At 37.4% G+C, this 24720-nt stretch carries 15 protein-coding genes; 5 read left to right on the top strand and 10 right to left on the bottom strand.

Going from position 1 to position 24720, the window contains the following annotated elements:
* Positions 1 to 211 precede the first annotated feature (211 nt).
* Complete coding sequence (locus tag QM524_RS03285) at positions 212 to 2767, bottom strand: phosphocholine-specific phospholipase C (protein ID WP_283343472.1); 2556 nt, start codon at positions 2765 to 2767, stop codon at positions 212 to 214.
* Between the two features lie 185 nt (positions 2768 to 2952).
* Positions 2953 to 5883 carry a PAS domain-containing protein gene (locus QM524_RS03280; protein WP_283343471.1) on the bottom strand — a complete coding sequence of 977 codons (2931 nt, stop codon included), beginning with the start codon at positions 5881 to 5883 and terminating at the stop codon, positions 2953 to 2955.
* A gap of 506 nt (positions 5884 to 6389) precedes the next feature.
* On the opposite strand from QM524_RS03280, the gene QM524_RS03275 reads away from it, so the two are divergent.
* The 4 genes from QM524_RS03275 to QM524_RS03260 all read left to right on the top strand — a co-directional run bounded on the left by QM524_RS03275 (position 6390) and on the right by QM524_RS03260 (position 13965).
* Complete coding sequence (locus QM524_RS03275) at positions 6390 to 6791, top strand: ketosteroid isomerase-related protein (RefSeq protein ID WP_166576681.1); 402 nt, start codon at positions 6390 to 6392, stop codon at positions 6789 to 6791.
* A gap of 1 nt (position 6792) precedes the next feature.
* Positions 6793 to 7374 carry a GNAT family N-acetyltransferase gene (locus QM524_RS03270; RefSeq protein ID WP_283343470.1) on the top strand — a complete coding sequence of 194 codons (582 nt, stop codon included), beginning with the start codon at positions 6793 to 6795 and terminating at the stop codon, positions 7372 to 7374.
* A gap of 490 nt (positions 7375 to 7864) precedes the next feature.
* Positions 7865 to 8764 carry a carbon-nitrogen hydrolase family protein gene (locus tag QM524_RS03265; protein WP_283343469.1) on the top strand — a complete coding sequence of 300 codons (900 nt, stop codon included), beginning with the start codon at positions 7865 to 7867 and terminating at the stop codon, positions 8762 to 8764.
* Between the two features lie 644 nt (positions 8765 to 9408).
* Positions 9409 to 13965, top strand: a complete 4557-nt coding sequence (locus tag QM524_RS03260; RefSeq protein ID WP_283343468.1) for a PAS domain-containing hybrid sensor histidine kinase/response regulator — start codon at positions 9409 to 9411, stop codon at positions 13963 to 13965.
* Positions 13966 to 14112: 147 nt separating this feature from the next.
* Here the strand turns inward: QM524_RS03260 and QM524_RS03255 are convergent, their stop codons facing one another.
* Both QM524_RS03255 and QM524_RS03250 read right to left on the bottom strand, forming a co-directional pair.
* Complete coding sequence (locus QM524_RS03255; protein ID WP_283343467.1) at positions 14113 to 16050, bottom strand: acetoacetate--CoA ligase; 1938 nt, start codon at positions 16048 to 16050, stop codon at positions 14113 to 14115.
* 133 nt (positions 16051 to 16183) lie between these two features.
* Positions 16184 to 17443 (bottom strand): Glu/Leu/Phe/Val dehydrogenase dimerization domain-containing protein, encoded by a 1260-nt coding sequence (locus tag QM524_RS03250; protein ID WP_283343466.1) that lies wholly within the window; start codon positions 17441 to 17443, stop codon positions 16184 to 16186.
* A 493-nt stretch (positions 17444 to 17936) separates the two neighbouring features.
* On the opposite strand from QM524_RS03250, the gene QM524_RS03245 reads away from it, so the two are divergent.
* The gene (locus tag QM524_RS03245; RefSeq protein WP_283343465.1) at positions 17937 to 18401 is read left to right on the top strand and encodes a hypothetical protein; all 465 of its coding nucleotides are present in this window, start codon (positions 17937 to 17939) and stop codon (positions 18399 to 18401) included.
* A 313-nt stretch (positions 18402 to 18714) separates the two neighbouring features.
* Here the strand turns inward: QM524_RS03245 and QM524_RS03240 are convergent, their stop codons facing one another.
* From QM524_RS03240 to QM524_RS03215, 6 genes are all read right to left on the bottom strand, one after another.
* On the bottom strand, positions 18715 to 19911 hold the full coding sequence (locus tag QM524_RS03240) for a redoxin domain-containing protein (protein ID WP_283343464.1): 1197 nt from the start codon (positions 19909 to 19911) through the stop codon (positions 18715 to 18717).
* Positions 19912 to 19981: 70 nt separating this feature from the next.
* Positions 19982 to 20497, bottom strand: a complete 516-nt coding sequence (locus QM524_RS03235; protein WP_283343463.1) for a TlpA family protein disulfide reductase — start codon at positions 20495 to 20497, stop codon at positions 19982 to 19984.
* A 177-nt stretch (positions 20498 to 20674) separates the two neighbouring features.
* Positions 20675 to 21733 (bottom strand): asparaginase, encoded by a 1059-nt coding sequence (locus QM524_RS03230; RefSeq protein WP_283343462.1) that lies wholly within the window; start codon positions 21731 to 21733, stop codon positions 20675 to 20677.
* 334 nt (positions 21734 to 22067) lie between these two features.
* Positions 22068 to 22826, bottom strand: a complete 759-nt coding sequence (locus tag QM524_RS03225) for a TatD family hydrolase (protein WP_283343640.1) — start codon at positions 22824 to 22826, stop codon at positions 22068 to 22070.
* Positions 22827 to 22862: 36 nt separating this feature from the next.
* Positions 22863 to 23894 carry a glycosyltransferase gene (locus QM524_RS03220; RefSeq protein WP_283343461.1) on the bottom strand — a complete coding sequence of 344 codons (1032 nt, stop codon included), beginning with the start codon at positions 23892 to 23894 and terminating at the stop codon, positions 22863 to 22865.
* Positions 23895 to 23921: 27 nt separating this feature from the next.
* A complete protein-coding gene (locus QM524_RS03215) occupies positions 23922 to 24572 on the bottom strand; it encodes a polysaccharide deacetylase family protein (protein ID WP_283343460.1) in 651 nt (216 codons plus the stop codon).
* Positions 24573 to 24720: the final 148 nt, after the last annotated feature.

The following is a 24720-nucleotide window of genomic DNA, read 5'->3' as shown; positions in this document are numbered from 1 at the left end:
GGAAATGTTGAATGAGTAATGTACGAAAGTTTGACTATTCCTTAAAATAAAATTGGTGTAGCGACAACCCTTGCGGTTATCATGTTGAAAACGCGAATGATTATTTGTTATCCTTCATCATTGGAAGTGGATAGGTGCAAAGAATTTTATTTGTTGTTTTACTTTTTTCGAATAGCGGGCGACTTAAGTCGCCCGCTATTCGAAAAAATATCTACGCCGTTTTGACGAGTCCCATTGCTGGGTCTGTGAAACTTGATTGCCCTGTTTCGACATGCCCAGCATATCTTCTTAAAAAGATAGAATCGTCTTTCACTTTTACAGAGAAATCATACCAATTGTGACTTTTGGTAAGATTCAGCACTAATTTTTGAGATTGACCAGCGGTAAGATTTATGGTTTTCAAACCTGTTTCATACGACTCGTCAATAACTTCGACAACAATAGCAGTCTTGGAAATATTCTCTAAATTTAACACAACGTTTCCAGTCAAAGCATGACTCTTTGAGGCTGACTCGTAGGTTAAACTAGTTTTTAGAGAATCTGAGGCATTTCCTTTGAAAGTTCTAAAAAAACCATTTGGGGCATAAACGTCTACTGCATATTGTCCCGACTCTGATTCAGATAATTTCCATGTATCATTGAGTTGGTCACCTGCTTTTATGGCATAGTCTCTTGCCAACATAGACTCATAACCCAAAGATTTTCCTTCGGCATCTTTCTTTAGATAAGGAATCGTCGAATAGGCTTTGAAAGGTGAACCTTTGGTCTTCTTGCCAAAAACGGTCGTGCCTGCCTTCATTTTCAATTCAAAAACATCACCTTTTACCTGACCATCTACGTACAACTCGTAAGGAATTGCACAAGCAGGTCGGATACCCTTTTCTTGCTGAGGCATCCATTTTGCTACCTGAGGATTTTGATTGATGGCCTCTTGTTCAGCTTCAGTCAAAACTTTATAGCCCGATGGCAATTCTTTAAACTGCGCTTGGTGAACGGCCTGAATAAAGGGTTCTTTCTCGACAAAATTAGGTAGTGGAATATTCTCACCATTATAAGGTTGAAAAACAGAGGTCAAATCCCCACAGACTGTTCTTCTCCATTCGGTGATATTGCTTTCTTGAATACTCTTTTTTGTTTTTTTCGAAACAAATTTTTCCAAAAATTGAATTACAGAAGTGTGGTCAAAAACCTCCGAACATACACGTCCGCCACGAGTCCAAGGAGAAGCAATCAAAAGTGGTACTCTAAATCCCAAACCAATAGGTCCTTTACGAATATCCTTGTAAGGGCGCTGTTGCTCATGAGTAATATTTACGCGCTCGACCGAGGCATCTATACCTTGCGAAACCTTTCCAGAATCTTGCGCCTGATGGTCGGGTGCTACGTAAGGAGGAATATGGTCAAAATAACCATCGTTTTCGTCATAAGCCAAAATGAAAATCGTCTTCTTCCAAACTTCAGGATTTTTGGTCAAAATATCCATCGCCTCCGACAAATACCAAGCCCCATACCAAGGCGCCCCTGGATGATCCGAAAAGTTTTCAGGCGCTACCAACCATGAAACGGTTGGTAAATTATTATTGTTTACATCCTCCCGAAACTGATACAAGACATCGCTTTGTGGCACCGCCATTTCACGCTCTTTCCCATCAAAATCGTATTTGATGTGACTTAGCTTTCTGTAATTGGGATCTTTTCTGTTATTGGTAAAAGCACGATGGTGAATTGCCTTTTGGGTATCCGACAATTCATTAAACTTGTCAGGATGATAAGTTACTAAGTCAACTTTGATTTGTGCCAACCAGTCTTTTTTCGATTCTAGTTGTCTTTGTGCTTTTTTATAGTCAGCGCTTGCAGCATCCAGCGTTGGTAGCTTCTTCTCTAAACTGCTGATTTCTTCAGGCAGAACTTTCTCTAATTTCTGGATAAACTCGTAATATTCTGGTGCAAACTTTACCTTGTAATTCTCAAACCACTCAATAGGGTTATCAGTAAAATTAGAAAGCCAAGCATCCTCCTCACCTTCTAAACCAGATGGCAAACTAATTTCATTTTGGTATATTTTCCAAGGCACATTAGCTTCCTGAAGTCTTTCAGGAAATGTTTTCCATTTTGCCCACTTTTCATAGTCAATATCCTCATTTTTGACATTGGCTTTGGTATTGAAAGAAGCATTTTCACGAATCGTACCCGACCATAGATACAAGCGATTGGGTGTTGTACCTGTCAAAGAAGAGCAGAAATTTTGGTCACAAATCGTAAAAGCATCCGCCATAGCATAATAAAACGGAATATCCTCACGATTGTAATAACCCAAAGTCAGGGGCATATCCTTATAATCCTTGTTTCCAGATTGTTTTGCGCCAAGCCAGCCGTTATTTTTTCCATTATTGAGCGCATCTATTTGGTTTTCCCACGAGTGTGGCAACGAGCTCATCCAAGTAGCTTTGGAATCTTTAAGATTTAGGCGAAAAGGTGCGTAAGTTTTGCCGTCTTTAGTAGTTTGTAGCCAAACTTTACGTTTATTTCCATCTGTCAATGCACGAGGGTCGTTGAACCCACGTACCCCTTGAAGGGTACCAAAACAGTGGTCAAAAGAGCGGTTTTCTTGCATCAAAATCACCACGTGTTCGGCATCCCAAAATGAGCTACCTTGTGGAGGATTGATTTCCAATGCGCGTTGAATAGATTGAGGTAGAGCGCCAAAAAATCCAGCGCCGCTAGCTAGAAAGGAGGCTTTTTTGATAAATTCTCTTCTTGATTCCATAAGTTTTTGTTTCAATTGGGTAAGTTTATTTAGCCAACAACTGCTGTATATAGGTAAATTGTCGTAGTGGCTAAATTAGCTATACAATTTCAAACTCCTGTATCATATTGTTATCATTTTCAATATGGTACAGGAGTCAAAATACAAAACAAATTTAAAAGAAGCAGCTTAACGTTACGATAAATTTACGATACCATTAAATTATCGGTAGGACTTTTGGAGTCAGGTGAATAAGGGGAAGCTTTTCTAACAATTTCATGAATGATCTCATCCATCTCACGCGCTGATATGTCTACACACGAAAGCAATTCAGCTGAAGGTAAATTTCCTTGTGAATCGTGCATAAGCAGATCTACAGCCCCGAGTATTCGAGAAAGTGGCGCACGAACGACATGTGATTGAATCCAAGTAATCTCACGAAGCTTGAGGTTTTGTTCTTCAATGGCGCGAACATATTTCTCCTTTTCGGTGATATCCTTGGAAAAACATGATACGCCGATTATTTCATCATCACGGTAGATGGGATATAAATTGATTTCCGAAATTTCATATTCGCCTTTTACAGGATTAAAACCAGAAACCTCTTCAAAGAAAGATTCTCCCGCCAAAGCTCGATCGTACAACGAATTCCAATAGGTTAATTCCTCCCCTGACCATTTTTCATTGAGAGCTTCAGACCCAACTTGAGGCTGCTCTCCTATCTTTTGGGCTAATCTTTGCGCAAAAATTGAATTGAATGTCACAAATCTTTTTTCAGTATCAATTGACCAAATGTAGTTATCTGTATTGTTGATTAATAGTTCTAAGTTGGACTTCATACGCTCTATGTTACTTTCCTGCTCTTTCAAAGTAGAGATATCACGATACGAAATAGCCATGCCATCATTAAGCGGATTACAGCTAACCGAAAGCCATTTTTTGGAATGCTCTTCAAAATCGATAAAGCTATGTTCTCTATTTTCATCTTGAGCCACCACATGTTGCATGAAGAAGGGATGATAAGGATGAATATTAAAAACTTCCCAGAGATACATACCCATGTGCGACTGCGAATCCAAATCAAAAAGCTGTTCAGCGGCCTTATTGGTATATTGAATCCGCCATTGATCGTTTACCATAAAATACCCATCTGTAATACTTGACAAGATTCTACCACTATTTTCCGCCTCTAAAAGATATTGTCGTTTGGCCGATTGTTCTTGGGTAATATCCTTACCAATAAGATAAGCAATTTCTGTATTGGACTCATAGGTCGCGCTCCACTCTATCCAATGAATTGTGCCATCTTTCGCAACACATCTGTTAGTAAAAGTTGAGCTAGCATTGTTAGAAAACATCAAATCTAAATCAAATCTCGCTGCTCCTAAATCCTCTGGATGAACCACTTGCAAAAATGGTTTACCATAAAATTCCTCTTTTACGAAACCAAGTTCTTTACAAAAGCGAGGGTTGACCTTGATAAAACTACCATCACGACCGATAGTACAGATATAATTATTGGAATGATTAAAGACATTATCCCAATCTTTCAATGCACTTAATTTAACTATTTTTAATCCTAATATATCTGCCACACTCTTACAAAATGAGGTATGTTTTTTGTTGATCAGGGTCACATCCTGCGTGCAAAGCGATAAAATTCCAACTACCCTGTGTTTACTTTTGAGAGGTAATATAAAAGAATTACACTCAATAGCTTTTCCACCATTTATTTCTCGCATTTGTTTACCACGCATGGCTTGTCCATGACGAAATACCTGTACTTCCCAGTCATCGACCGAATACTCTAGCCGTATAGGAGATGCCAAAGAGAGGCTTTCTGGAAAATTATGTGTTCCTAAACTTACATTTTTGAGATATTTACCTGCGCCATCTACAACCCACAAGGAGGCAGTTTGATAACCAGCTAGCTCACAGACACGTTTAAGCACCATTTCAAAAGGCTCATTGAAAGTTTGTGTTTGACCTAACAGTCTATGAATTTCGTTTAAGCAAAGTGTCTCTTGATTTTTCTGATAGTTATCTGTGATATCTAAAAGCGTGGCGAGATGATACCCTCCAATGAGTTTTTTATGTAGTTGATAGCTTGCGATGAGTTGATTATTCTCAAAATCTCTGATTTTGGTAATTCCTTTGGCTTGGTTATGCTCAAGAAAAGTTTGCCAGATTTGACCAAATGATTTCTTGAGACCATCCGTCATCAAAGGCTGAATTTTTGAGACTTTCAATTGATTATTATATGCGCGGAAAAGTTTAACCGCTGAACGATTCGCATCGATGATTTGTCCATCATCATCAAAAACCAAAATAGCCTCTTGTGTTTTATCGAAAATGGTTTCAAATTGGGATAGCGAAGAACGCTCACGTTCTCGAGACTCGATGAGTTGGGTAATATCCGTAAAAATCACCAACGAGGCAGGATATTCGTTTACAATGATGTTATAAGCCGAAAACTCTATATGCAGGGTATTATTTTTGGGCAAACACCACCTTACGACAGCCCGTTCACCCGTTCGAGAGGCCATATTCTTTTCCATACGGTCCTTATCGTCGGGATGACACAACTCCGTGATGTTCATCTGGGTGAGCCATTCTTCCTTTGCCGAAATGGTATCTTTTGTGGCTTGGTTTACCATCACAATTCGATTGGTATATGCGCAAGTCACAATCATCGGTATGGCTGAACTAGTAAACAAATTATTATATAAATCGATGTATTTAGATAATTTTTGTTTACTCTCTTTCTTTACTTCAAAAGAACTCAACACACGCTCTATCCAATCTTCGGAAAGTTGGCTATCGAGCAGATAATCTTCATATTTAATCTCATTCTGAGATTTTAATTCGTTTTTATTGTCTTTAGGAATTATTAAAACTATGTAGAGAGGAGATGACTGCTGGCGGTAGTCGTTGTAAAGCTGTATTTCTGGAGATGCAAAACTGGGTAGGTAATAAAAGACAATCGGACGGGGTTGAAAATCTAGTGGTTGGGCTATTTCTTCGACAGGAAGATACTTGTATTCAGTACAGAGTCGCTGAAAGCTCTCAGTTATGGACTTCGGTATGTCTGGTACTGTTTTAGTGGCGGTAAAATTTTTGAATGAGTAAAGCAACATAAGGATTCACAATTATGAGAGAGTAGCAAGGATGCCATTTTTCTATATTTTCAAGTAACAATAATGCTCAATGTAAATATAGAAAAATATGCCATCATGACAAAAGATTCTTCAAATATTTAGGAATTTCCCCATGTAGCTAAAATTATCTGCATTTAATTAAATTACTATGATACCCGCCTTACCCAAAAAAGCCTCAATCTATTGACAATCAAGCCTTAAATTTTCTTTCTTTTTTATGATATTGCTTAGAAAGAAAAAAATCTTTGGACATACCCTATAACAGCGGTCAGGTTTTATCAACCGAAATCTGTTTATCATAAATCCAAAATAGGTACGGAAGAGCAAGCTAAATTCACGAATGCACACTTCACTAATGGTAATAAATGCATGTACCTACAAATAAAATACTCATTTGATTCTTGAATTTTTTAATTTTGAACCGCATAAAAGTTATGCCCAGTGCTTCAACTGGAATCAATATTTATTAATACAATTTTAGTGCAATGAAAGGTGTAGAAATCGTAAAGGCCTATTACAATAGCTTCAATCAAAAAGATTGGCAAGGAATGTTAGACTTGCTTGATGAGAATATTCGTCATGAAAGCAACCAAGGCGATGTGCGTGTGGGAAAAGATAAATTCACTGCATTTCTTCAAAAAATGGACGAAAGCTATGAAGAAACGCTCACTGATATGGTTTTTTTGGCAGAGGAGACTGGGACTCGTGTAGCAGTTGAGTTTGTGGTAAATGGTATTTACAAAAAAGGAGAAGAAGGTCTTCCTGAAGCGCACGGGCAAACTTATGTGTTGCCTGCTGGGGCATTTTTGGAAGTAAAAGATGGGAAAATCACCCGTGTAACAACATACTATAACCTTACACTTTGGATTGAACTAGTTTCAAAGTAATATGGAATTTATCAAAAAAGTAGGCACAGAAATAGAAAGCGTTTTTGAAGATTTGGCAAAACTCAGAATCGAGGTGTTCCATGACTATCCGTACTTGTATGAGGGAACATTGGACTATGAATTGGAATATTTAAAGACCTATGCTAATTCGGAAAAAGGCTTTCTATTTGCCGTTTATGACCAAGGTAAAATAGTTGGTGCTACGACAGGGATTCCGCTCAAGGATGAAACGGAAGAAGTGCAAACCCCATTTATAGAACAAAATTTTCCTTTGGATAAAATATTCTATTTTGGCGAAAGTATTTTGTTAAAACCGTATCGAGGCATGGGACTTGGACATCGTTTTTTTGATGAAAGAGAGACATTTGCAAAGGATAACGGTTTTCAAATTACCACTTTCTGTTCTGTTGACCGAGGAGAAAATCATCCTTTGAAACCAATAGACTATCGTCCCAATGATGTTTTTTGGACAAAAAGAGGTTATTTACAACAATCTGATTTGGTTTGTGAAATGAGTTGGCTAGATATTGGCGAAACGGAAAGTACCCAAAAACCACTCAGATTTTGGCTTAAAAATCTGTAGTTGTAAGTTAGTGGGCAAGATAAAATTTAAGATTATACTTTGGGTTTTCAGGTAACAGCCTTCGGCGGTGGGTAAAAAAACATTTTAACACTCTGTGCCTTGTGCCTGTTCCCTAAACACAAATTTTAAATCTTATTCTGCGTTATTACTAGAGTTAGTGGGCAAGATAAAATTTAAGGTTACACTTTGGGCTTTCAGGTAACGGCTTTCGACGGTGAGTAATAAAAAACATTTTAACACTCTGTGCCTTGTGCCTGTTGCCTTGCACCTAAACACAAATTTTAAATCTTATTCTGCGTTATTACTAGAGTTAGTGGGCAAGATAAAATTTAAGATTACGCTTTGGGCTTTCAGGTAACGGCTTTCGGCGGTGGGTAATAAAAAACATTTTAACACTCTGTGCCTTGTGCCTGTTGCCTTGTCCCTAAACAATTTTATCATGCACTATTAATCATTTTATCAGTAATTATTCAAATTTTAATCCATTCGTATGAAAGTTCGTGTTGCAACCGCGCAATATCCCATCACGCAACATAGCTCATTTGATGCGTGGGCAAGCCACGTACACGAATGGGTGGTGGAGGCTAGTGCTCAAGAAGCCAAATTGTTGGTTTTTCCCGAATACGGTGCCATGGAGTTGACAAGTATTTTACCAGCCAATTTACAATCTTCTCTTCAAGGACAGGTAATTGAGTTGAGTAACTTACAAGACAAATTCATAGATGTTTGGACTACCGCAGCACAGCAAAATAAGGTGACGATTGTTGCTCCAAGCTTACCAGTCATCATCAACGGACGTCCTGTCAACAGGGCGATGGTTTTTTCTGAAAAAGGCTACGTTGGGTATCAAGATAAATTTTTCATGACGCGTTTTGAAAACGAAGAGTGGGGAATTTCAAGTGGAGAAAAAGTGCTCAGTATTTTTGAGGCAGAATGGGGAAAATTTGGTATTCAAATATGCTATGATGTCGAATTTCCTATTGGCAGTCAGCTGCTTGCCTCCGAGGGAGCTCAACTCATTGTGGCACCAAGCTGCACCGAAACCATCAGAGGGGCTACGCGTGTACACATAGGGGCTAGAGCCAGAGCTTTGGAAAACCAAATCTATACCGCTATAGCTCAAACTGTCGGCAATGCGCTCTGGTCGCCAGCCGTTGATATCAATTATGGATATGCGGCTTTTTATGCTACTCCCGATAAAAATCTGCCAGAAGAAGGAATCATTTCCTTAGGCGAAACCCAAAAACCAACATGGCATTATCAAACCTTAGATTTTGAACTTTTAGACAGGGTAAGAGCAGATGGCCAAGTGTTTAATTTTAGAGACCAACAAAGTATCGCTACAAAACTATTGTATCATAAAATAGATATCAAGAAAGTTCAAGTTTAATCAAGTGCGAAATTTGAGATATCGTGCAAAATAAGATTCAGGTTATGTGTTTAGGCAACAGGCAAGGCGTGTGAAAATGTTTTTAATAACCACAGAAATACTTTTTCTCAAAGCTTACCGCCGAAAGCTGATACCTGAAAGCCTTAAAAATCCTATTTTTCCCACTAAATTATATTACATTCTTCAAAACGTTTAATCTTGATAGTTTTACTTCAGGAAACAAGACTATGAAAGGTTTAATTTCCTGAAGTATTTATACTCAGCAATTACTGCTTCAAATACCAGCTCCAAGGTCGCTACAAAATTTCTATCGCCTAATTTTCTCACTCATCTTCAAAAACTAACAAAAATCATCCCTAATACTAGGGATTTTATAGCTTTTATTAGGGAATTCTAACTAGAGTCATTTGTTTTTGTTCTTCAAAAATATAACTTGCCACTGCCTTCAACAATAAGATTATTGCCCCGAACTCATCTTCTGCTTAAACGAAAACTATTTTAAGAGAACTCACTCGATAAATAGTTGAAAATCATCCATTTTAAATGGTAAAATAACTACCTCAACCAGCACTCAATTTATGTTGTAATCCGTCTGAGAAGACGGAGGTAAGGAATTATTTGATAACCATTAATGCACTAGTACTATGAATCACGTGAAGATTGAATTATTTGAGGAAGTAAAAAATCATCCAGCATTATTTGATTGGATGATTTCAAACAGTTTTACAGGCTTTGGGTTCATGCAACCCAACGAAACAGATACGATTTGGTTCAACACTGCGCTTGTCGATTTCTTCCAGAAAAACACACTCGCTATTTCAGAGTTAAAGGCAGAACTCCAGAAGTTTAAGCCATTCTCAATAGATTTTTTTCGCATAACACTAAGCAACTCAAATCATACAAGTTTTGCTGTTGATACTAAACTATTTCATTTTGATAATTCAAATAAAATTGCGTTCGGATTCTATATTGAAGAAATTGTAAAAGAAGAGAAAATTGACATCCTATCTTCCATCATCCAAAGTAGGGCATATTATGTAGTTACTACAGATTTATTCGGTAATTACAGTTTTGTAAACGAACATTTTTGTAAGGTTTTTAGCTTTAAAAAGGAAGAAATTGTTGGTAAAAATGCCTTACTAAATATTATCCCCGAAGACCATCAAAAGTGTCAGGATACCGTTGGACTATGTTTTCAGTTTCCTAACAAACCTCATCCTGTCATTTTAAGAAAACCTGACAAAAATGGAGAGGTCGTTGTAAATGCATGGGAATTTAGCGGTCAAACAGATGCACAAGGTAACGTATATGAAATCCTTTGCACAGGATACAATATCACAGACCAAATCAGAATACAAAATGATTTGAGTGTGTTGGTATCGACTATGTCTGATATTTTGATGGTAGTAGGTACCGACTTCAAGATAAAATATCTCTCCAACAGTTGGGAAAGATTATTAAACCAATCTGTGGAAGGTTGGCTGGGCGCAAACTATCTGGCACTAATTCATGAGGCTGACAAAGAGAAACTTACAATTGCTGTTCAAAGCATCGGGGAATCGCAAACGCAAACATCTGTTGAGTATCGCATATTGAGCTTTTCTGGAGAATGGATTTGGCTTCGATCTTCGATCAACTATGATGAGGCTACTAAAAATTTAGTCTTTACAAGCCAAAATATTTCTGATAATAAAGAGAAAGAGGAAAAGCTCAAAGAGTTGGCCTTGGTTGCCTCCCAAACCACAGATGCGATTATTATAGCAGATGCTCAAGGTCGTATAACTTGGATTAACAAAGCATATCAGGAACTAACGGGCTATTCACTGGAAGAGGTATTAGGTCGTAAACCTTCAGAATTGATTCATGGCCCACTGACTGACCAAAAAACCATCGAAAAAATAAGAGAGGCCATCAAAAATCATGTCCCAATATCTGAGGTAATCTTGAATTACACCAAAGACAAGCAGCCCTATTGGATCGACATCACAATCAATCCTGTTTTTGATGAACATAATGTTTGTACCAACTTTATAGCAGTTGAAAGAAATATATCGGCAAAAAAAATTGCTGAAGATGAATTACGTGCCACCAAAGCATCACTTCTGCAAACGAGTGAGGTAGCGCTTGTGGGTGGATGGGAATTAACCCTACCTGACAGAGCTTTGTATTGGAATGAGATTACCAGAAGTATTTTTGAAGTTGAACCTGAATTTAGCCCCGCACTTGAAAAAAGCGTCAATTTTTACACACCAGAGTACAGAAATATACTGATAAAATCGCTGGATGATTGTATAAGTAATCATAAAAGCTTTGATATTGAAATGGAAATCATTACTCAAAAAGGAGCTAAAAAATGGTTACGATTAATCGGTAAAATGGATACTGAATCGACTCCACAAAAAGCTTATGGTGTGGTTCAAGACATTACAAAAGTGAAAATAGCTGAGGCGGAAGCAAAAAAATCGACTTTGCTGCTTCAAAAACTATCCAGTCAAGTACCTGGGAGTTTGTATTTGTATGAATTTTCGGAAAATACTGGAAAATTTTCGTTCCCGTACGTCTCGGCGGGTATTTCTGAGATTTATGAGGTAACACCCGATGAGGTAATACATAATCCTGAGCTGATTTTTAGCAGAATTATTCCTGAAGACCAACAACGGGTGATTGACAGCATGGAGCTTGCCCTCCTGTCGTTTGACAGATGGGAGCAGGAATTCAGAATTTTAGATTCTAAAGGAAATATAAAATGGTTAAGAGCTGCCTCTACTCCTGAAAAAACAGCTACGTCATCCCTGTGGCATGGTTATTTGCAAGATATTACTAAGAAAAAAGAAATTGAAAATGAAATAACCAACTCCGAGAAAAAATTCAAAAGTTTATTCGATTTCAGCTCAGATGCGATTTTCTTATTTACAGAGGATGGCGTAATTGATTGTAACGATGCTGCCTTAAAACTTCTTGGGATGACTGCTAAAACACAAATTCTAGGTCAAAATCCAGCTGATTTTTCTCCAGAGTTTCAACCTAATGGGCAGAAAAGTATAGATTCTGTGAATGAAAAACTCGAAGAGCTTACAAATCGAGAATTTTATAATTTTGAATTTGTTCATAAAAGATATGATACTGGAGAAAATTTCCCCTGTGACATTTTATTAAACACCATCGAGCTTGGTGGAAAAAAAGTGGTACAATCGGTGATAAGAGATATCACGGCTAGAAAAGAAACTGAAGCACATCTTTTGCGAGCAAGAGAGCAGGCTGAAGCGGCCAGTCGCTCAAAATCTGAATTTTTGGCCAACATGAGCCACGAAATTCGTACGCCACTCAATGGCGTGATAGGATTTACCGATTTATTGTTGCGGACTCAGTTGGACGAAACCCAACGACAATATATGTCCACGGTTCATCAAAGTGCCAATGCATTACTCGATATTATTAATGATATTTTGGATTTTTCTAAAATAGAGGCAGGAAAATTGGAATTAGCGCCAGAGAAAATTGATTTACTCGAACTAGGGGGACAGGTAGCTGATATGATTAAGTTTCAGGCGCACCGTAAAGATTTGGAAATGCTTTTGAATATTTCACCATTAGTCAATCGATTCATTCATGCCGATCCAGTTCGTTTGCGCCAAGTGCTTGTCAATTTGTTAGGAAATGCTGTAAAATTCACCCAATCAGGAGAAATCGAATTAAAAGTCGAAGTATTATCATCGAGTCCCAACAACCCAACTTTATTTAGATTTTCGGTAAGAGATACGGGGGTAGGAATAGAGCCTAAAAATCAGCAAAAAATCTTTGAGGCGTTTTCTCAAGAAGATGCTTCGACCACACGTAAATTTGGCGGAACAGGCTTAGGTTTAACAATCGCTAATAAACTGTTGGCCTTGATGAACAGCAAGTTACAATTGGAGAGTACTCCTGGCAAAGGAAGTATTTTTTACTTCGATGTTTCCTTTGAAACCGAGCAGGCAGGACCGATTAAGACTAATTTGCCTTTGTCAATTGAGAAGGTACTGATTGTTGATGATAATGATACCAATCGACTTATTATTCACGAAATGTTGGCATTGAAGCAAATTCAATCAGTTTGTGTAAAGAATGGAATAGAAGCATTGGATAAATTAAAATCAGGAGAAAAATTTGACGTTGTTTTGATGGATTATCACATGCCTTACCTAGATGGCATTGAAACCAGTCTAAATATTCGTAAAAAACTAGCGCTCAATGCCGATCAATTGCCAATTGTCTTACTTTCGAGCTCTTCTGATGATGATAGTTTACAGCAGATTTGTCAAGAATTATCCATTCAACAAAAATTGGTAAAGCCAATCAAGATTCAGCAATTTTATGATTCGCTTGCCACGCTACACGCTGGCAAGGATACGAATTCGTCAAGAACCTCAGACAATTTGGTCACGAATCAAGACGAGTATTTCCAAGCTAAAATGGATATTTTGTTGGTCGAAGATAATCCTGTAAATATGCTTTTGGCTACCACATTCTTGAATAAAATTGTGCCAAATGGAACTGTCGTAAAAGCCCATAATGGTGCTGAAGCACTCCTTAAATTTCAGGAAAAAAGACCAGATATTATGTTTTTGGATATCCAAATGCCAGTGATGAATGGTTATGAAACAGCCACAGCTATTCGAAAATTAGAAGCTGGCAAAAACCCTGTTCCTATTATTGCTCTGACAGCAGGAACGGTAGTGGGCGAAAAAGAAAGATGTTTGGAAGCAGGTATGAGTGATTATATTACCAAGCCAGTTTTAAAGGTAACAATTCAAAAAATGATTGAAAAATGGGTATTAGAACAACCCAAAACTGAAATATTAAAAGCTCAATCGGTAGAAAGATTAGGAGTACATTTTGATAAAAACGAGTTGATTGAAAGAACGGGAGCCAATGGTAAACTGATAATACAACTCCTTGATTTGTCATTTGAGCAAACAGATAGCTTTTTAGTCGAAATACAACAAGCTATTTTGGTTCAAGATTGGGATTTGGTTCAATCACTAGCACACAAGCTTAAAGGAACTGCTTACTCTGTGAGTTTTCTAAAACTCGGAAAAATCGCTGGAGAATTAGAGGAAATAAAAGAACCAACTCTTGAAAAAGTACAGGAACTAATCCAAGAACTAACACAAGAAATAGCCTGTCTGGGAGCCTTAAAACCAGCAATGCTATTGCTCAATTGATTCATTCCAATTGGGCTTGTTCTCGAAGTTTTTAACAAAAAAGCGGTCGAAAAATAGGTTTTCGACCGCTTTTTGATGCTACTGTGCTAGATATGAATGGCTTAAAATCTAATTTAACATACACTACTCACAATTCAGCACTAATACTCACACTGAGTTTTTTTGAAAATTCCGAAAGAACTCCAAACTCTCTGGGTTGCGAACTGCACCAATATTTACTGCTTTTTCAAACGGTTTTCCTTGAATAAGCTTTTTGACAGGTAATTCTAATTTTTTACCTGAAATTGTATAAGGAATTTCTGAAACCTCAATAATTTGATCGGGAACGTGTCTTGGCGAATAGGTATCTCTAAGAACTTTTTTGATTTGCTGTTTTTGAGCATCATTCAGTTTATTACCGTCATTAGTTACCACAAACAATGGCATGAAATCTGTATCCTCTAAATGAATAATCAAAGAGTCTTTCACAAAATCCAAGGCCTCAACAGCTCGATAAATCTCGGCAGTGCCTATCCGAATACCTCCGCGATTGAGGGTTGCATCAGAACGCCCCGCAATGACTAATCCACCTGTAGAAGTCAATTTCACCCAATCTCCGTGGCGCCAATAATTAGGGTATTCTTCAAAATAACTTGCTCTATACCGTTCAAAATCAGGATCGTTCCAGAAGAAAACAGGCATAGATGGAGTTGGTTGAGTAATCACCATCTCCCCTATTTCCTCATGCAAAGGTGCTCCGTTTTCGTCCCAAGATTGTAAATCAACGCCTAACCCTATACATTGAATTTCGCCCTCGTATACAGGTGAGATAGGATTTCCACCTACAAAAGCTGTACAAACATCCGTGCCACCAGAAATAGACGCTAGCCATAGTTCTGGATTTACTTGGTCATATATCCAATCAAAACCTTCGGGCGACAAGGGAGAACCTGTTGAGCCAATAGAACGCAGATGTTCAAACGTATAATTTACCCTAGGACGTACCTGCTCTTTCATGCAAGCATGAATAAACGCAGCGCTAGTGCCAAAATGATGAACAGGTGTTTCAGCCACTAATTCCCAAAGTGTTTCCATGTTTGGATACCCTGGACTGCCGTCGTACAACACCAAGGTAGCTCCAGAAAAAAGCACTGAAATCGAAAAATTCCACATCATCCAGCCAGTCGTCGAAAACCAGAAATAGTTTTCATTTTCCCTCACATCATTGTGAAAAAGAAGATACTTTTTATGCTCTAACAATATTCCCCCATGACCATGAACGATTGGTTTAGGGATACCTGTAGTCCCTGAAGAATAAAGAATATACAACGGAAAATCGAATGATAAAGGCTCGAAAGTTAATACGCTATTGCAATTTGCCACAGTTGTATTCCAGTCAATTGTGTTGGGCAAAGTATTACCAATTGACATATAATCAATCAAGATAGTCTGTTCTAAACTTGGCAAATTTTCTTGGAGATTGGCAACCACAGCACTGCGATCAAAGATTTTACCTCCATAAGAATAGGAATTGACAGCAACCAATACTTTGGGGGCAATCTGACCAAAACGCTCTAGTACACTTCCCCCTCCAAAATCTGGCGAAGCACTCGACCATATGGCACCAATTGACGCAGTCGCCAAAAATGCTATTACCGCCTCGGGAATATTAGGTAAATAAGCACAAATGGTATCGCCTTTTTGAACTCCAATTGAGCGTAAATATTCGGCAAAAGAGGCAGTTTTCTGTTGTAATTCCGCCCAAGAAATAGCACGTTGTGAGGAGGTTTCTGACTGAAAAAGAATCGCTGGACGAGTATCCGTTACAAAGGAAAATATATGTTCGGCATAATTAAGTTGGATTCCATCAAACCATTTAGCATGAGGCATTTTTCCAGATACGACCTCTTTGTATTGTCCAGTAAATTGAATACCTGAGTAATGTAAGAATATATCCCAAAACTTGGCGATATCCTTTACCGACCATTGCCATAGTTCTTGATAATTATTGAAATGCAAACCATATTCATGCGAAAGGTAATCCATAAATCGCTTGATATTGGACTGCTCGATTTGTTGCTCGCTAGGCGACCAAAGAATTTTCATAGTTTTACGGTTGAGATTGAATTAGCAGAGAAGCAAAATATTCAAAATAGCGCTATTTTCAAAAGAGATTTTCTAGTAATAAAGCCAAGAGGCAACTCAGTCTCTGCATTTTGACTGAATTGCCTCCTATTTTCTACACTGATTCTACTTCCACTTTATTCTCTAATTTTTCCAACGCAATAGAATATAATTCGTTTGCGAGTAAAGTTCTACCTTGGTGTTGTGCATGTAATTCGTCTAAAGCTTTGTAAATCGTTTCGGAAACATCCTCAAAAATCCCCTCATCAGTCACCATCGCTGAGTCGCTCATTAAGTAGGCAAATACACGAGCCATACCACAATTTGCCACGAAATCAGGAATCAAAGCCACTTTAGCGTCTGCCAGTTCCATGGTAGGACCATAGAAAATCTCAGAATCATTGAATGGTACATTGGCACCACAAGAAATTACTTCGAGACCATTATTTACCAATTTTTCTACTTGCTCTGCACTGACGATTCTTGAGGCTGCCGCTGGAATAAATATCTCCGCTCCTACTTCCCAAATTTTGGCATTCGTTTCCTCAAAGCTCAACATATTTTCCGCATAAAGTGTGTTTTGTTTTTTGTTAAAGAAAAGGTCTTTTATTTCTTCCAAACCTAAACCTTCGGGCACAACCAAACCACCATTTCTATCAATAATACCTACAATTTTGACACCCATACGCGCCAAATTGAGTCCAGCAGCGGCAGCTACATTTCCCCAACCCTGAATAATCGCTCTTTTTTCTGACAAATCGCCACCCCACAACGAGTAATAATGCTTAACAGCCTCCGCAACACCATATCCTGTAATCAAATCTGAAACAGTATATCTATGAATGTTTTGCGTTGAAGTCGGTGTGTAATTCCAATCTTCAATAATTTTAGACACACCTTGACGCAACTGCCCAATCAAACGTATTTTTTGTGCCTCAGAAGCATGAAAATGTCCATTTACTATACCTTCTTGTGGGTGCCACAAACCATATTTTTCAGTCACAGGAATCACCTCATGAACTTCATCTACATTCAAATCACCACCAGTACCATAGTAGTTTTTCAAAAGTGGCGCTACTGCTTTATACCAACGCTCCAAAACACCCTTTTTACGTGGGTCGCTCGGGTCAAAATTGATACCAGATTTTGCTCCACCGATTTGAGGACCTGATACCGTAAATTTGATTTCCATGGTCTTAGCCAACGATTCCACCTCACGCTTGTCGAGTCCCTTACGCATACGAGTGCCTCCCCCTGCTGCACCTCCACGTAGGGAATTGATGACTACCCATCCCTCGGCTTCAGTTTCAGAATCTTTCCATTCAAATACGATTTCTGGTCGTTTGTTTTCAAATCTTTTGAGTGCTTCTTTCATTGGTTTGTCGCGAGCTAATGCCCTAATATGTTAAAATTTATCGTACAATATCAAAGGTTAATTATCGCTGCAATATTAGTTGTTTTAACAAATATTAGCAAACAAACATTAAAGAATAAATGAGTTAAGTATTAGGGCAAAATACATTTTTATTTTTGGCTTTCGACTTTCGGCAATGGGCTTTCGGTAAAAATATTCCCCTTAAATTCAATTAAGCATTTTAGCATAATGCCTAGAGCGTATTAATGCCATTTTATTCTGTGTTAACACTTCAGTAATCGTGCAAAATTAAGCTGGAGAAATCAAGCAGATAAAATATTAATAATCAAAAATACACTGATAATTCAGCACTAATACTTGTCTGTCAGAGTCCGAAGAATAAGTGATACCTTTAATACTTTTCAAACTTATAAAATTACCCTAATTTCGTTTTTAACTACTTGAAGGTTCTTCCTGTACTCGAGGTAACACCTAAAATAAACTTACTAACGCCATGTTCTATTCATTAAACAAATTGCATCCAACCTTGAGGTTTTTTATCCAACTCGGTTTTGTTTACATCCTTTTTCACCTGCTATTCCGTTTAGGAATATGGTTAATGGAACTGTATCCCTATGAGCCTCCATTCGCAGAATTTAAGGTCTCTGATGTTTCTCAACCTCAAAGTTTTGTAGATTCCGTTTCTTCTTCAAAAGGTTCTTCACACTTAGTAATTCTGTTAAAAATTACAGGAGAACTAGACGATAGTGCTGAGGTATCCTATGGAGTTTATACTTTCGAAAAGAAAAAAGGTAAAAAAACTTCAAAATTTGAAATGCTCAGTACACAAAAGCTTTCTAAAGGGAAAATAAATATTGATGTCCGAAATGACTTTTATTCCAGCGATACGGTCCATATTTTCTTCACTCCAAAAGGTTCAAAAAAAGGTTGGGTGAAAATACGAACCTCCATTCGGTGATAGTCATTTAATGAGGGGCAATTGAGTGATTATTTTATGAAAAGATTTTGCCATCTTCAAGTTTTTCCAATAGAGGGCGACTGAAATCGCCCTCTATTAGAAAAAAGGTTAGAAATGTTGTTAATTTGAACGTAAGGGTTCTGATCATTCATCAAAAGAGCGGTCGAAAAACAATTTTCGACCGCTCTTTTGATTTTGTAATACTTGATAAATCAGCTTGAGACGCAAAACATTGCGTCTCTACACGTAAAATATATATTTCTAAAATAATCACTAAACCATCAATCATTAAACGTCAGGATGGCTCCTATTACTATTTATCAGCTACTAAAATCATCAGCTTTACCTTCCTTTTTCCATCCGTTAATGTTAAACCAATCTTTTCTAACTCCTCCATACAAGCATCTGGTTTTTCGGGATACCAAGGAAAAGACAAATTGTATTTTTTCGTTAGTCCCGTTTCATCAATAATAGGTTTACTGAGGTTGTCCTCTAAAAAAGATGCTAGATTTTCCAGTCCTCCACTTTTCATTTCAAGTCCATTTGCGGAGGTAGAAACAGCAGGTGTATCATCACTCTTAGCTTCTTCCATTTTAACAGTATCACTTAATTTTGTCAAAACTTTCACATCAATCTCTCTTTCTTCAAACTTCACCTTCACAGGAGCAATACCACTCAAATACCCCAGAATGGCGCTTGAGACTTTTTCTTTAGTGAATTTAGGTGCATATATTTCCAAGCCGATAGCTTGGTCGGGCGCACCCCATCCACGGTAATATGATTTTGGATTTTCCCATCTCGTCCTAGTTCTATTAGGATAATTATATAAGATTTCATAGATGGTTGAGTAAGACATATTGATAAACGTTAACCTTCCATTTTTGAAAGATTTGTAAACGCTATAGGCATTCTTATCAAAAGGTTTTTGCACTATTTGAACATCTGTTTCTCCTTGCTCTGATCCAATCAGATTTTCTATTTCCTTCTCTACTCCATCTGAGTATTGCGCGGTTACTTTTTTGCCAGCAATAAGTTCTTTGATATGTTTATCTGTTACTAAGCCAGCAGTGGTAATACTTTGTACTATTCCACTCTTATCAATAAAAATGGTATGTGGCACAGCCTCATGAGGGAAATACCTCACATATTGTTGGTCATTAGTGTCCAAAACTACAGGCAATGCCAGTTTTCTATTTTGGAGGAATTTGATAATTCTTGCTTTTTTGTCTTGAGCAATGGTAATAATTTTCAAGTCCTTCTGATAATCCTTTTGCCACTTTTCTAATTTTGGAAAAGATTCGATACAAGGTCTACAACTGGTAGACCAAAAATCAATGATGACAGCTTTTCCTTTAAAATCCGAGAGTTTATAGCTCTGCTTCGTATCATTGAGCACCTCTTTAAATACGATGTCAGGAGCAGGTTTGCCAATGAGTTTAGAGGATTGAGCAGATAGGTTCAAGGTTGCTAGAAGACAAAAAGCAATTAGGATTAATTTTGTGTAGGTCATTGGTTTGCATATTTATGTGAACAATTTAAATTATTTAATCAAATTTACATTTATTATCAAAATTTAGGTTTTACTCCTTCAGAGGTAGAATAGGGTTCTTTCCATGAATCAACAAATCAATATCTTTATCATTTAGCTTATCTCCTGCTGTTATACTTTTCACAAAGCCTTTTTGGTCTATGATAACTGTATGGGGTAATTCAAAATGTGGAAAATACTTTCTGTATTCGCCCAAAGAGTCCATTACTACAGGAAGTTCTAAAGATTTAGTATGAAGAAACTTTTGCAATCGACTTTTGCCATCAGTTGAAATAGTAATAATTTTAATAGTCTTGGAATACTTTTTTTGCCATTTTGCTAGATGTGGCAACGAGTTAATACAATGTCCACACCAAGTAGCCCAAAACTCAATAATAACCAATTTCCCTTTAAAATCAGAAAGTTTGTAACTCGATTTGGCATCGTTCAAAACATCTGTAAAATAAATATCAGGGGCAGGTTTGTCAATGAGTTTGGAGGATTGTGCAGATACGTTCAAGGTTTCTAGAAGACCAAAAGCAATTAGGATTAATTTTGTGTAGTTCATTGAATTGTGTAGTTTGTTTTTTGAAAATACTAATCAAGTAAATGGTAAAAGTCATATTCGTTCAACGAAGAATATTATCAAAAATTACACTCATTTACTATTATAAAAATAAAAATCGGAGCTTCTTTAACAAAATATTCTGCTAAAAAAACTCCGATTACGCGTTAAATTACTTATTTATGACATTTCGCCTGCCAATGGTTTCTTCAAAATGGTCTTTATTTCGTCTAATTTATCGGTCTTTCCTAATGCATACATCATCTTAGTTACTGCTGCTTCTGTAGTTAGGTCTGCCCCGCTAACTACACCAACTTCCTGTAGGAAATGACTTGTCTCGTATCGTCCTTGAATCACTCGTCCGCCATTGCATTGTGACACATTATAAATGACAATTCCTTTGTCGATACTCTGCTGAATCAAATCTAAAAACCATTGTTCGGTTGGGGCATTTCCAGAACCGTAAGTCTCCATAATGACACCACGCAAACCTTCAATTCCAAGAATACTTTTAACCACTTTTTCAGAAATCCCTGGGAAAAGCTTCAATATCACGACATTCTCGTCTAGTTGGGTATTGACTTTCAATTGGACATTCTGCTTAAAATGACCAATAAAGGGGTAATTATATTCTATTCGCACACCTGCTTCGGCGAGTGGAGGATAATTCTCAGATTCAAAGGCATTGAACTGAACACTCTCATGCTTACGTGCGCGATTTCCTCTCAACAAAAGTGAGTTAAAATAAATACAAACTTCTGAAATAATAGGTCGACCGTTTTGTTTGGCTGCCGCAATTTCAAGTGCTGTAATAAAGTTTTCTTTAGCATCTGTACGAGCTACACCAATAGGCAATTGCGCTCCAGTCAAAATTACAGGCTTATTCAGATTTTCCAATAAATAACTCAAAGCTGAAGCCGTATATGCCATAGTATCCGTACCATGAATGATGACAAACGAATCGTAATCGTGGTATTTTTCACCAATAATTTCAGCAAGTCGAATCCATAAAGCTGGCTTGATGTTAGAAGAATCCAGTAGATTTTCGAAGGTTAGCACGGTGATGTCAAAATCTAAACGTGCCATTTCGGGAAGGTTGTCAGGAATTTGGGCAAAATCAAAAGGCACGAGGCTATCAGAATGGTGGTCGTAGGCCATACCCAGCGTTCCACCTGTATAAATCACCAGCACTCTCGAATTACCCGAGGATTTAGTTTTAATCTTAATTGTTTTGTACATATTTAGTTTGGGGGATGAATTGTGGCGCAAAAGTACTGAATTACACCAGCAATCAAAACGCAAACAAAGAAGCAAGCTATTGTTGTGGTATCTGACAAAAAGCGAAAAAATGAGGCTAGAACAGGTTTTGAAGGATATTTTCCCGAAGTCGCCAAAATGATATAGACTATTTTACGGTAAACTAGGGAATTGTCGGAGAAAAAAAGATTTACATTTTGCTTCAATATTTTTTTGAAACTTTAGCAATTGTCAAAAAAAAGGTTCAAGTGTGAACTTGAACCTGAGTAAGTCAATATTTCCGTTTAGCTACGAAAAATTCAATGCAATTGAATCCTTAGCCTAATAAAGCTTTAGCGTTTTGGGTGGTTTTTTCCAACACTACACTAACGTCGCACTGATGCCAATCTGCAATCTTTTGGGCGACTAATGGCAAATACGAAGGCTCATTTCGTTTTCCTCTGTATGGAACTGGTGCCAAATACGGTGCATCCGTTTCCAAAACTAATTTATCAATCGAAATATGCGGAATCACGTGGTCCAAACCTCCATTTTTGAAAGTTGCCACACCACCAATACCCAACAAAAATCCTAATTCAACCGCTTTTTGAGCTTCTTCTAAAGTACCAGTAAAGCAATGAAAAATACCTTTCAAATTAGGGTCGGCATTTTTTTCAATCAATTCTACTGTTTCCCAAAACGCATTTCTTGAATGGATATCTATCCAAAGATTATGCTTTTTTGCCAAAGCACATTGCTGTAGAAATGCTTCCTGTTGTTGTGCAAAAAAGGTTTTATCCCAATATAAATCCAAACCTATTTCACCAATAGCAATGAATTTTTCTTTAGCCAAATAATCTTCGATGATTTGTATTTCTTTCTCAAAATCTTCCTTCACATAACACGGATGTAAGCCAATCATAGGCAAACATTTATCAGGATATGCCTTTGCCAAAGCCATCATACTGTCAATGGTTTCATGATTACAGTTAGGCATCCAGATTTGTTCTACGCCAGCTTCAAAGGCACGCGACAACATTTGTTCCATATCCTCATTGAATCCTTCATCGTAAATGTGTGCGTGGGTTTCTATAATACTCATTGTTATAAATGTTAATGGTTATCTCCATTTTCAGGAGTAAATTCTTCCTTTCCAGTCTATTTTAATTGGGATTGCGTAAAAAATCACCATGGTAATTTGCCACCAATTGGCATATAATTCGTAGCTCAACAAATGCTTAATTAAATGAATCTGTTTGAGTTTTAGAATGGTTGGCAAGACCGTTAGGGTTTGTCCCAGCCATTTGATTAGCCAGATTCCAAGCGCTATTTTCCAAGAAAAAACACAGGAAATCGCCACAAGAATAGGCAAAAAGAGTGCTTGACAATACAGCAAAAATACAATCCACCAAGGACATTGCAAAGCCCCTACCATCCAACGTTTTCGCTGATGTAAAAATTCCTTTAGGTTAGTCATTGGCAAAGTTTGAGCAAAAACTTGTTGATTAATAGAGTTGTTAAAACTATATCCTTGCTTTACCACTTCATGAAATAATGCAAAATCTTCGGTAATCGAGAAAGGGATTTTGGCATAGCCTCCCGTGGCTTCATAGGCTTCACGAGTCATGCCTGAATTATTCCCTAAACCAGTCAATGGTAGATTAATTAGCGCAGCAGTTCGCAATAAAGTAAGCGCATGTAGCCAATCTATGGATTGATATTGGTGCCAAAGTGATTTGCCTCTAACCGCAGTTACTCCAACCTGATGCCCCAACTTTGGATTGTTTTCAAACCCTGCTATCATTCCCTCTATCCAATCAGGATTTACTTTTACATCGGCATCGGTGATCAAAAAATATTTTCCTTTTGAATGCTCATACAGATTTGCCAACACATTCGCCTTTCCTCTTTGCGCGTTAATCGTTTTCTGAACAGAAATCAATTCAAAATAAGGTTTATCTTGAATATAATCTGAAACTAAACTTGCAGTTTGATCGGAGGATTGGTCATCGCCAATTAAGACTTGTAATTGATTTTTGGGGAAATTTGTCGCATGAATCGACTCAAGACATTCAATAATATTTCCCTCTTCGTTTCGAGCCGCAATCCAGATGGTTACCAAAGGTTTTTCATCATTACTTAATGTATTCTTGTCTACTTCCATATACTCAACCAATTAAATATCAACACCTTACACCAAACTTCTAAATTCAAATCCTTTTTCCTTAAAATGCGCTAAATACCTTGGCAAAGCATAACTCATATTTCGATTGGCTTTAATACTGTCGTGGAAAACTACAATTGAACCAGATTCTGTGTACTGAATACTTTTCTGCAAAACGGTTTCGGGACTGAGATTTTGAGAAAAATCTCCTGTCAGCACATCCCACATTACGATCTCATGTGATGCCAATATGTTCTTGGCTTGTGCCTTTTTGATTCTTCCATGCGGTGGGCGAAACTTTGGTTTTTGTCCTCTGATTGCTCCTTGGTGCTGATTAATCCACGTTTCGCATTTCAAGAAATTCTCATGATACAGTTCATTTTCCGTTTTCCATCCTCTCAAATGATTAAAGGTATGATTGCCAATCAAATGCCCGTCCGCAATTACCTGATTCATGATTTCTGGATGCTTGAAGATATTGTCACCAATGCAAAAAAAGCTAGCTTTCGCCTCAAACTGCTTTAATGTATCTAACACAAATTCGGTTACTTCTGGAATAGGGCCATCATCAAAAGTCAAATAAATCACCTTGCTTTCTCCAAGATTAGACTTAGGAATTCGCCAAGTCATTTCTGGATAAATAGCACGAAACAGAAAGTTGCTTTTATGTAAAAACATAACAAAAAGGTATTAATTCAGTTTTAAAACTGTTTAAAAATTAAGTCCAAGACTAAGTCTTGAACTAGCAAATGTTTCATAGCAGTAGCTAATGGCAAGTGTAATTCAACAGAAAAAAAGATAAAATCTTTTAACCATCTTCAAATCA

It is taken from the genome of Flectobacillus roseus, from assembly GCF_030056595.1.
In the GTDB taxonomy this organism is placed as follows: domain Bacteria; phylum Bacteroidota; class Bacteroidia; order Cytophagales; family Spirosomataceae; genus Flectobacillus; species Flectobacillus roseus.
The sequence above is the reverse complement of the archived record's forward strand: the minus strand, read 5'-3'. Positions and strand labels throughout refer to the sequence as shown.

Excerpts from the sequence above, each read along its gene's own strand:
- QM524_RS03215 (WP_283343460.1), bottom strand. The coding sequence starts at position 24,572 with ATGTTTTTACATAAAAGCAACTTTCTGTTTCGTGCTATTTATCCAGAA.
- QM524_RS03275 (WP_166576681.1), top strand. The coding sequence starts at position 6,390 with ATGAAAGGTGTAGAAATCGTAAAGGCCTATTACAATAGCTTCAATCAA.
- QM524_RS03245 (WP_283343465.1), top strand. The coding sequence starts at position 17,937 with ATGTTCTATTCATTAAACAAATTGCATCCAACCTTGAGGTTTTTTATC.
- QM524_RS03230 (WP_283343462.1), bottom strand. The coding sequence starts at position 21,733 with ATGTACAAAACAATTAAGATTAAAACTAAATCCTCGGGTAATTCGAGA.
- QM524_RS03280 (WP_283343471.1), bottom strand. The coding sequence starts at position 5,883 with ATGTTGCTTTACTCATTCAAAAATTTTACCGCCACTAAAACAGTACCA.
- QM524_RS03285 (WP_283343472.1), bottom strand. The coding sequence starts at position 2,767 with ATGGAATCAAGAAGAGAATTTATCAAAAAAGCCTCCTTTCTAGCTAGC.
- QM524_RS03240 (WP_283343464.1), bottom strand. The coding sequence starts at position 19,911 with ATGACCTACACAAAATTAATCCTAATTGCTTTTTGTCTTCTAGCAACC.
- QM524_RS03260 (WP_283343468.1), top strand. The coding sequence starts at position 9,409 with ATGAATCACGTGAAGATTGAATTATTTGAGGAAGTAAAAAATCATCCA.
- QM524_RS03235 (WP_283343463.1), bottom strand. The coding sequence starts at position 20,497 with ATGAACTACACAAAATTAATCCTAATTGCTTTTGGTCTTCTAGAAACC.
- QM524_RS03250 (WP_283343466.1), bottom strand. The coding sequence starts at position 17,443 with ATGAAAGAAGCACTCAAAAGATTTGAAAACAAACGACCAGAAATCGTA.
- QM524_RS03220 (WP_283343461.1), bottom strand. The coding sequence starts at position 23,894 with ATGGAAGTAGACAAGAATACATTAAGTAATGATGAAAAACCTTTGGTA.
- QM524_RS03270 (WP_283343470.1), top strand. The coding sequence starts at position 6,793 with ATGGAATTTATCAAAAAAGTAGGCACAGAAATAGAAAGCGTTTTTGAA.
- QM524_RS03265 (WP_283343469.1), top strand. The coding sequence starts at position 7,865 with ATGAAAGTTCGTGTTGCAACCGCGCAATATCCCATCACGCAACATAGC.
- QM524_RS03255 (WP_283343467.1), bottom strand. The coding sequence starts at position 16,050 with ATGAAAATTCTTTGGTCGCCTAGCGAGCAACAAATCGAGCAGTCCAAT.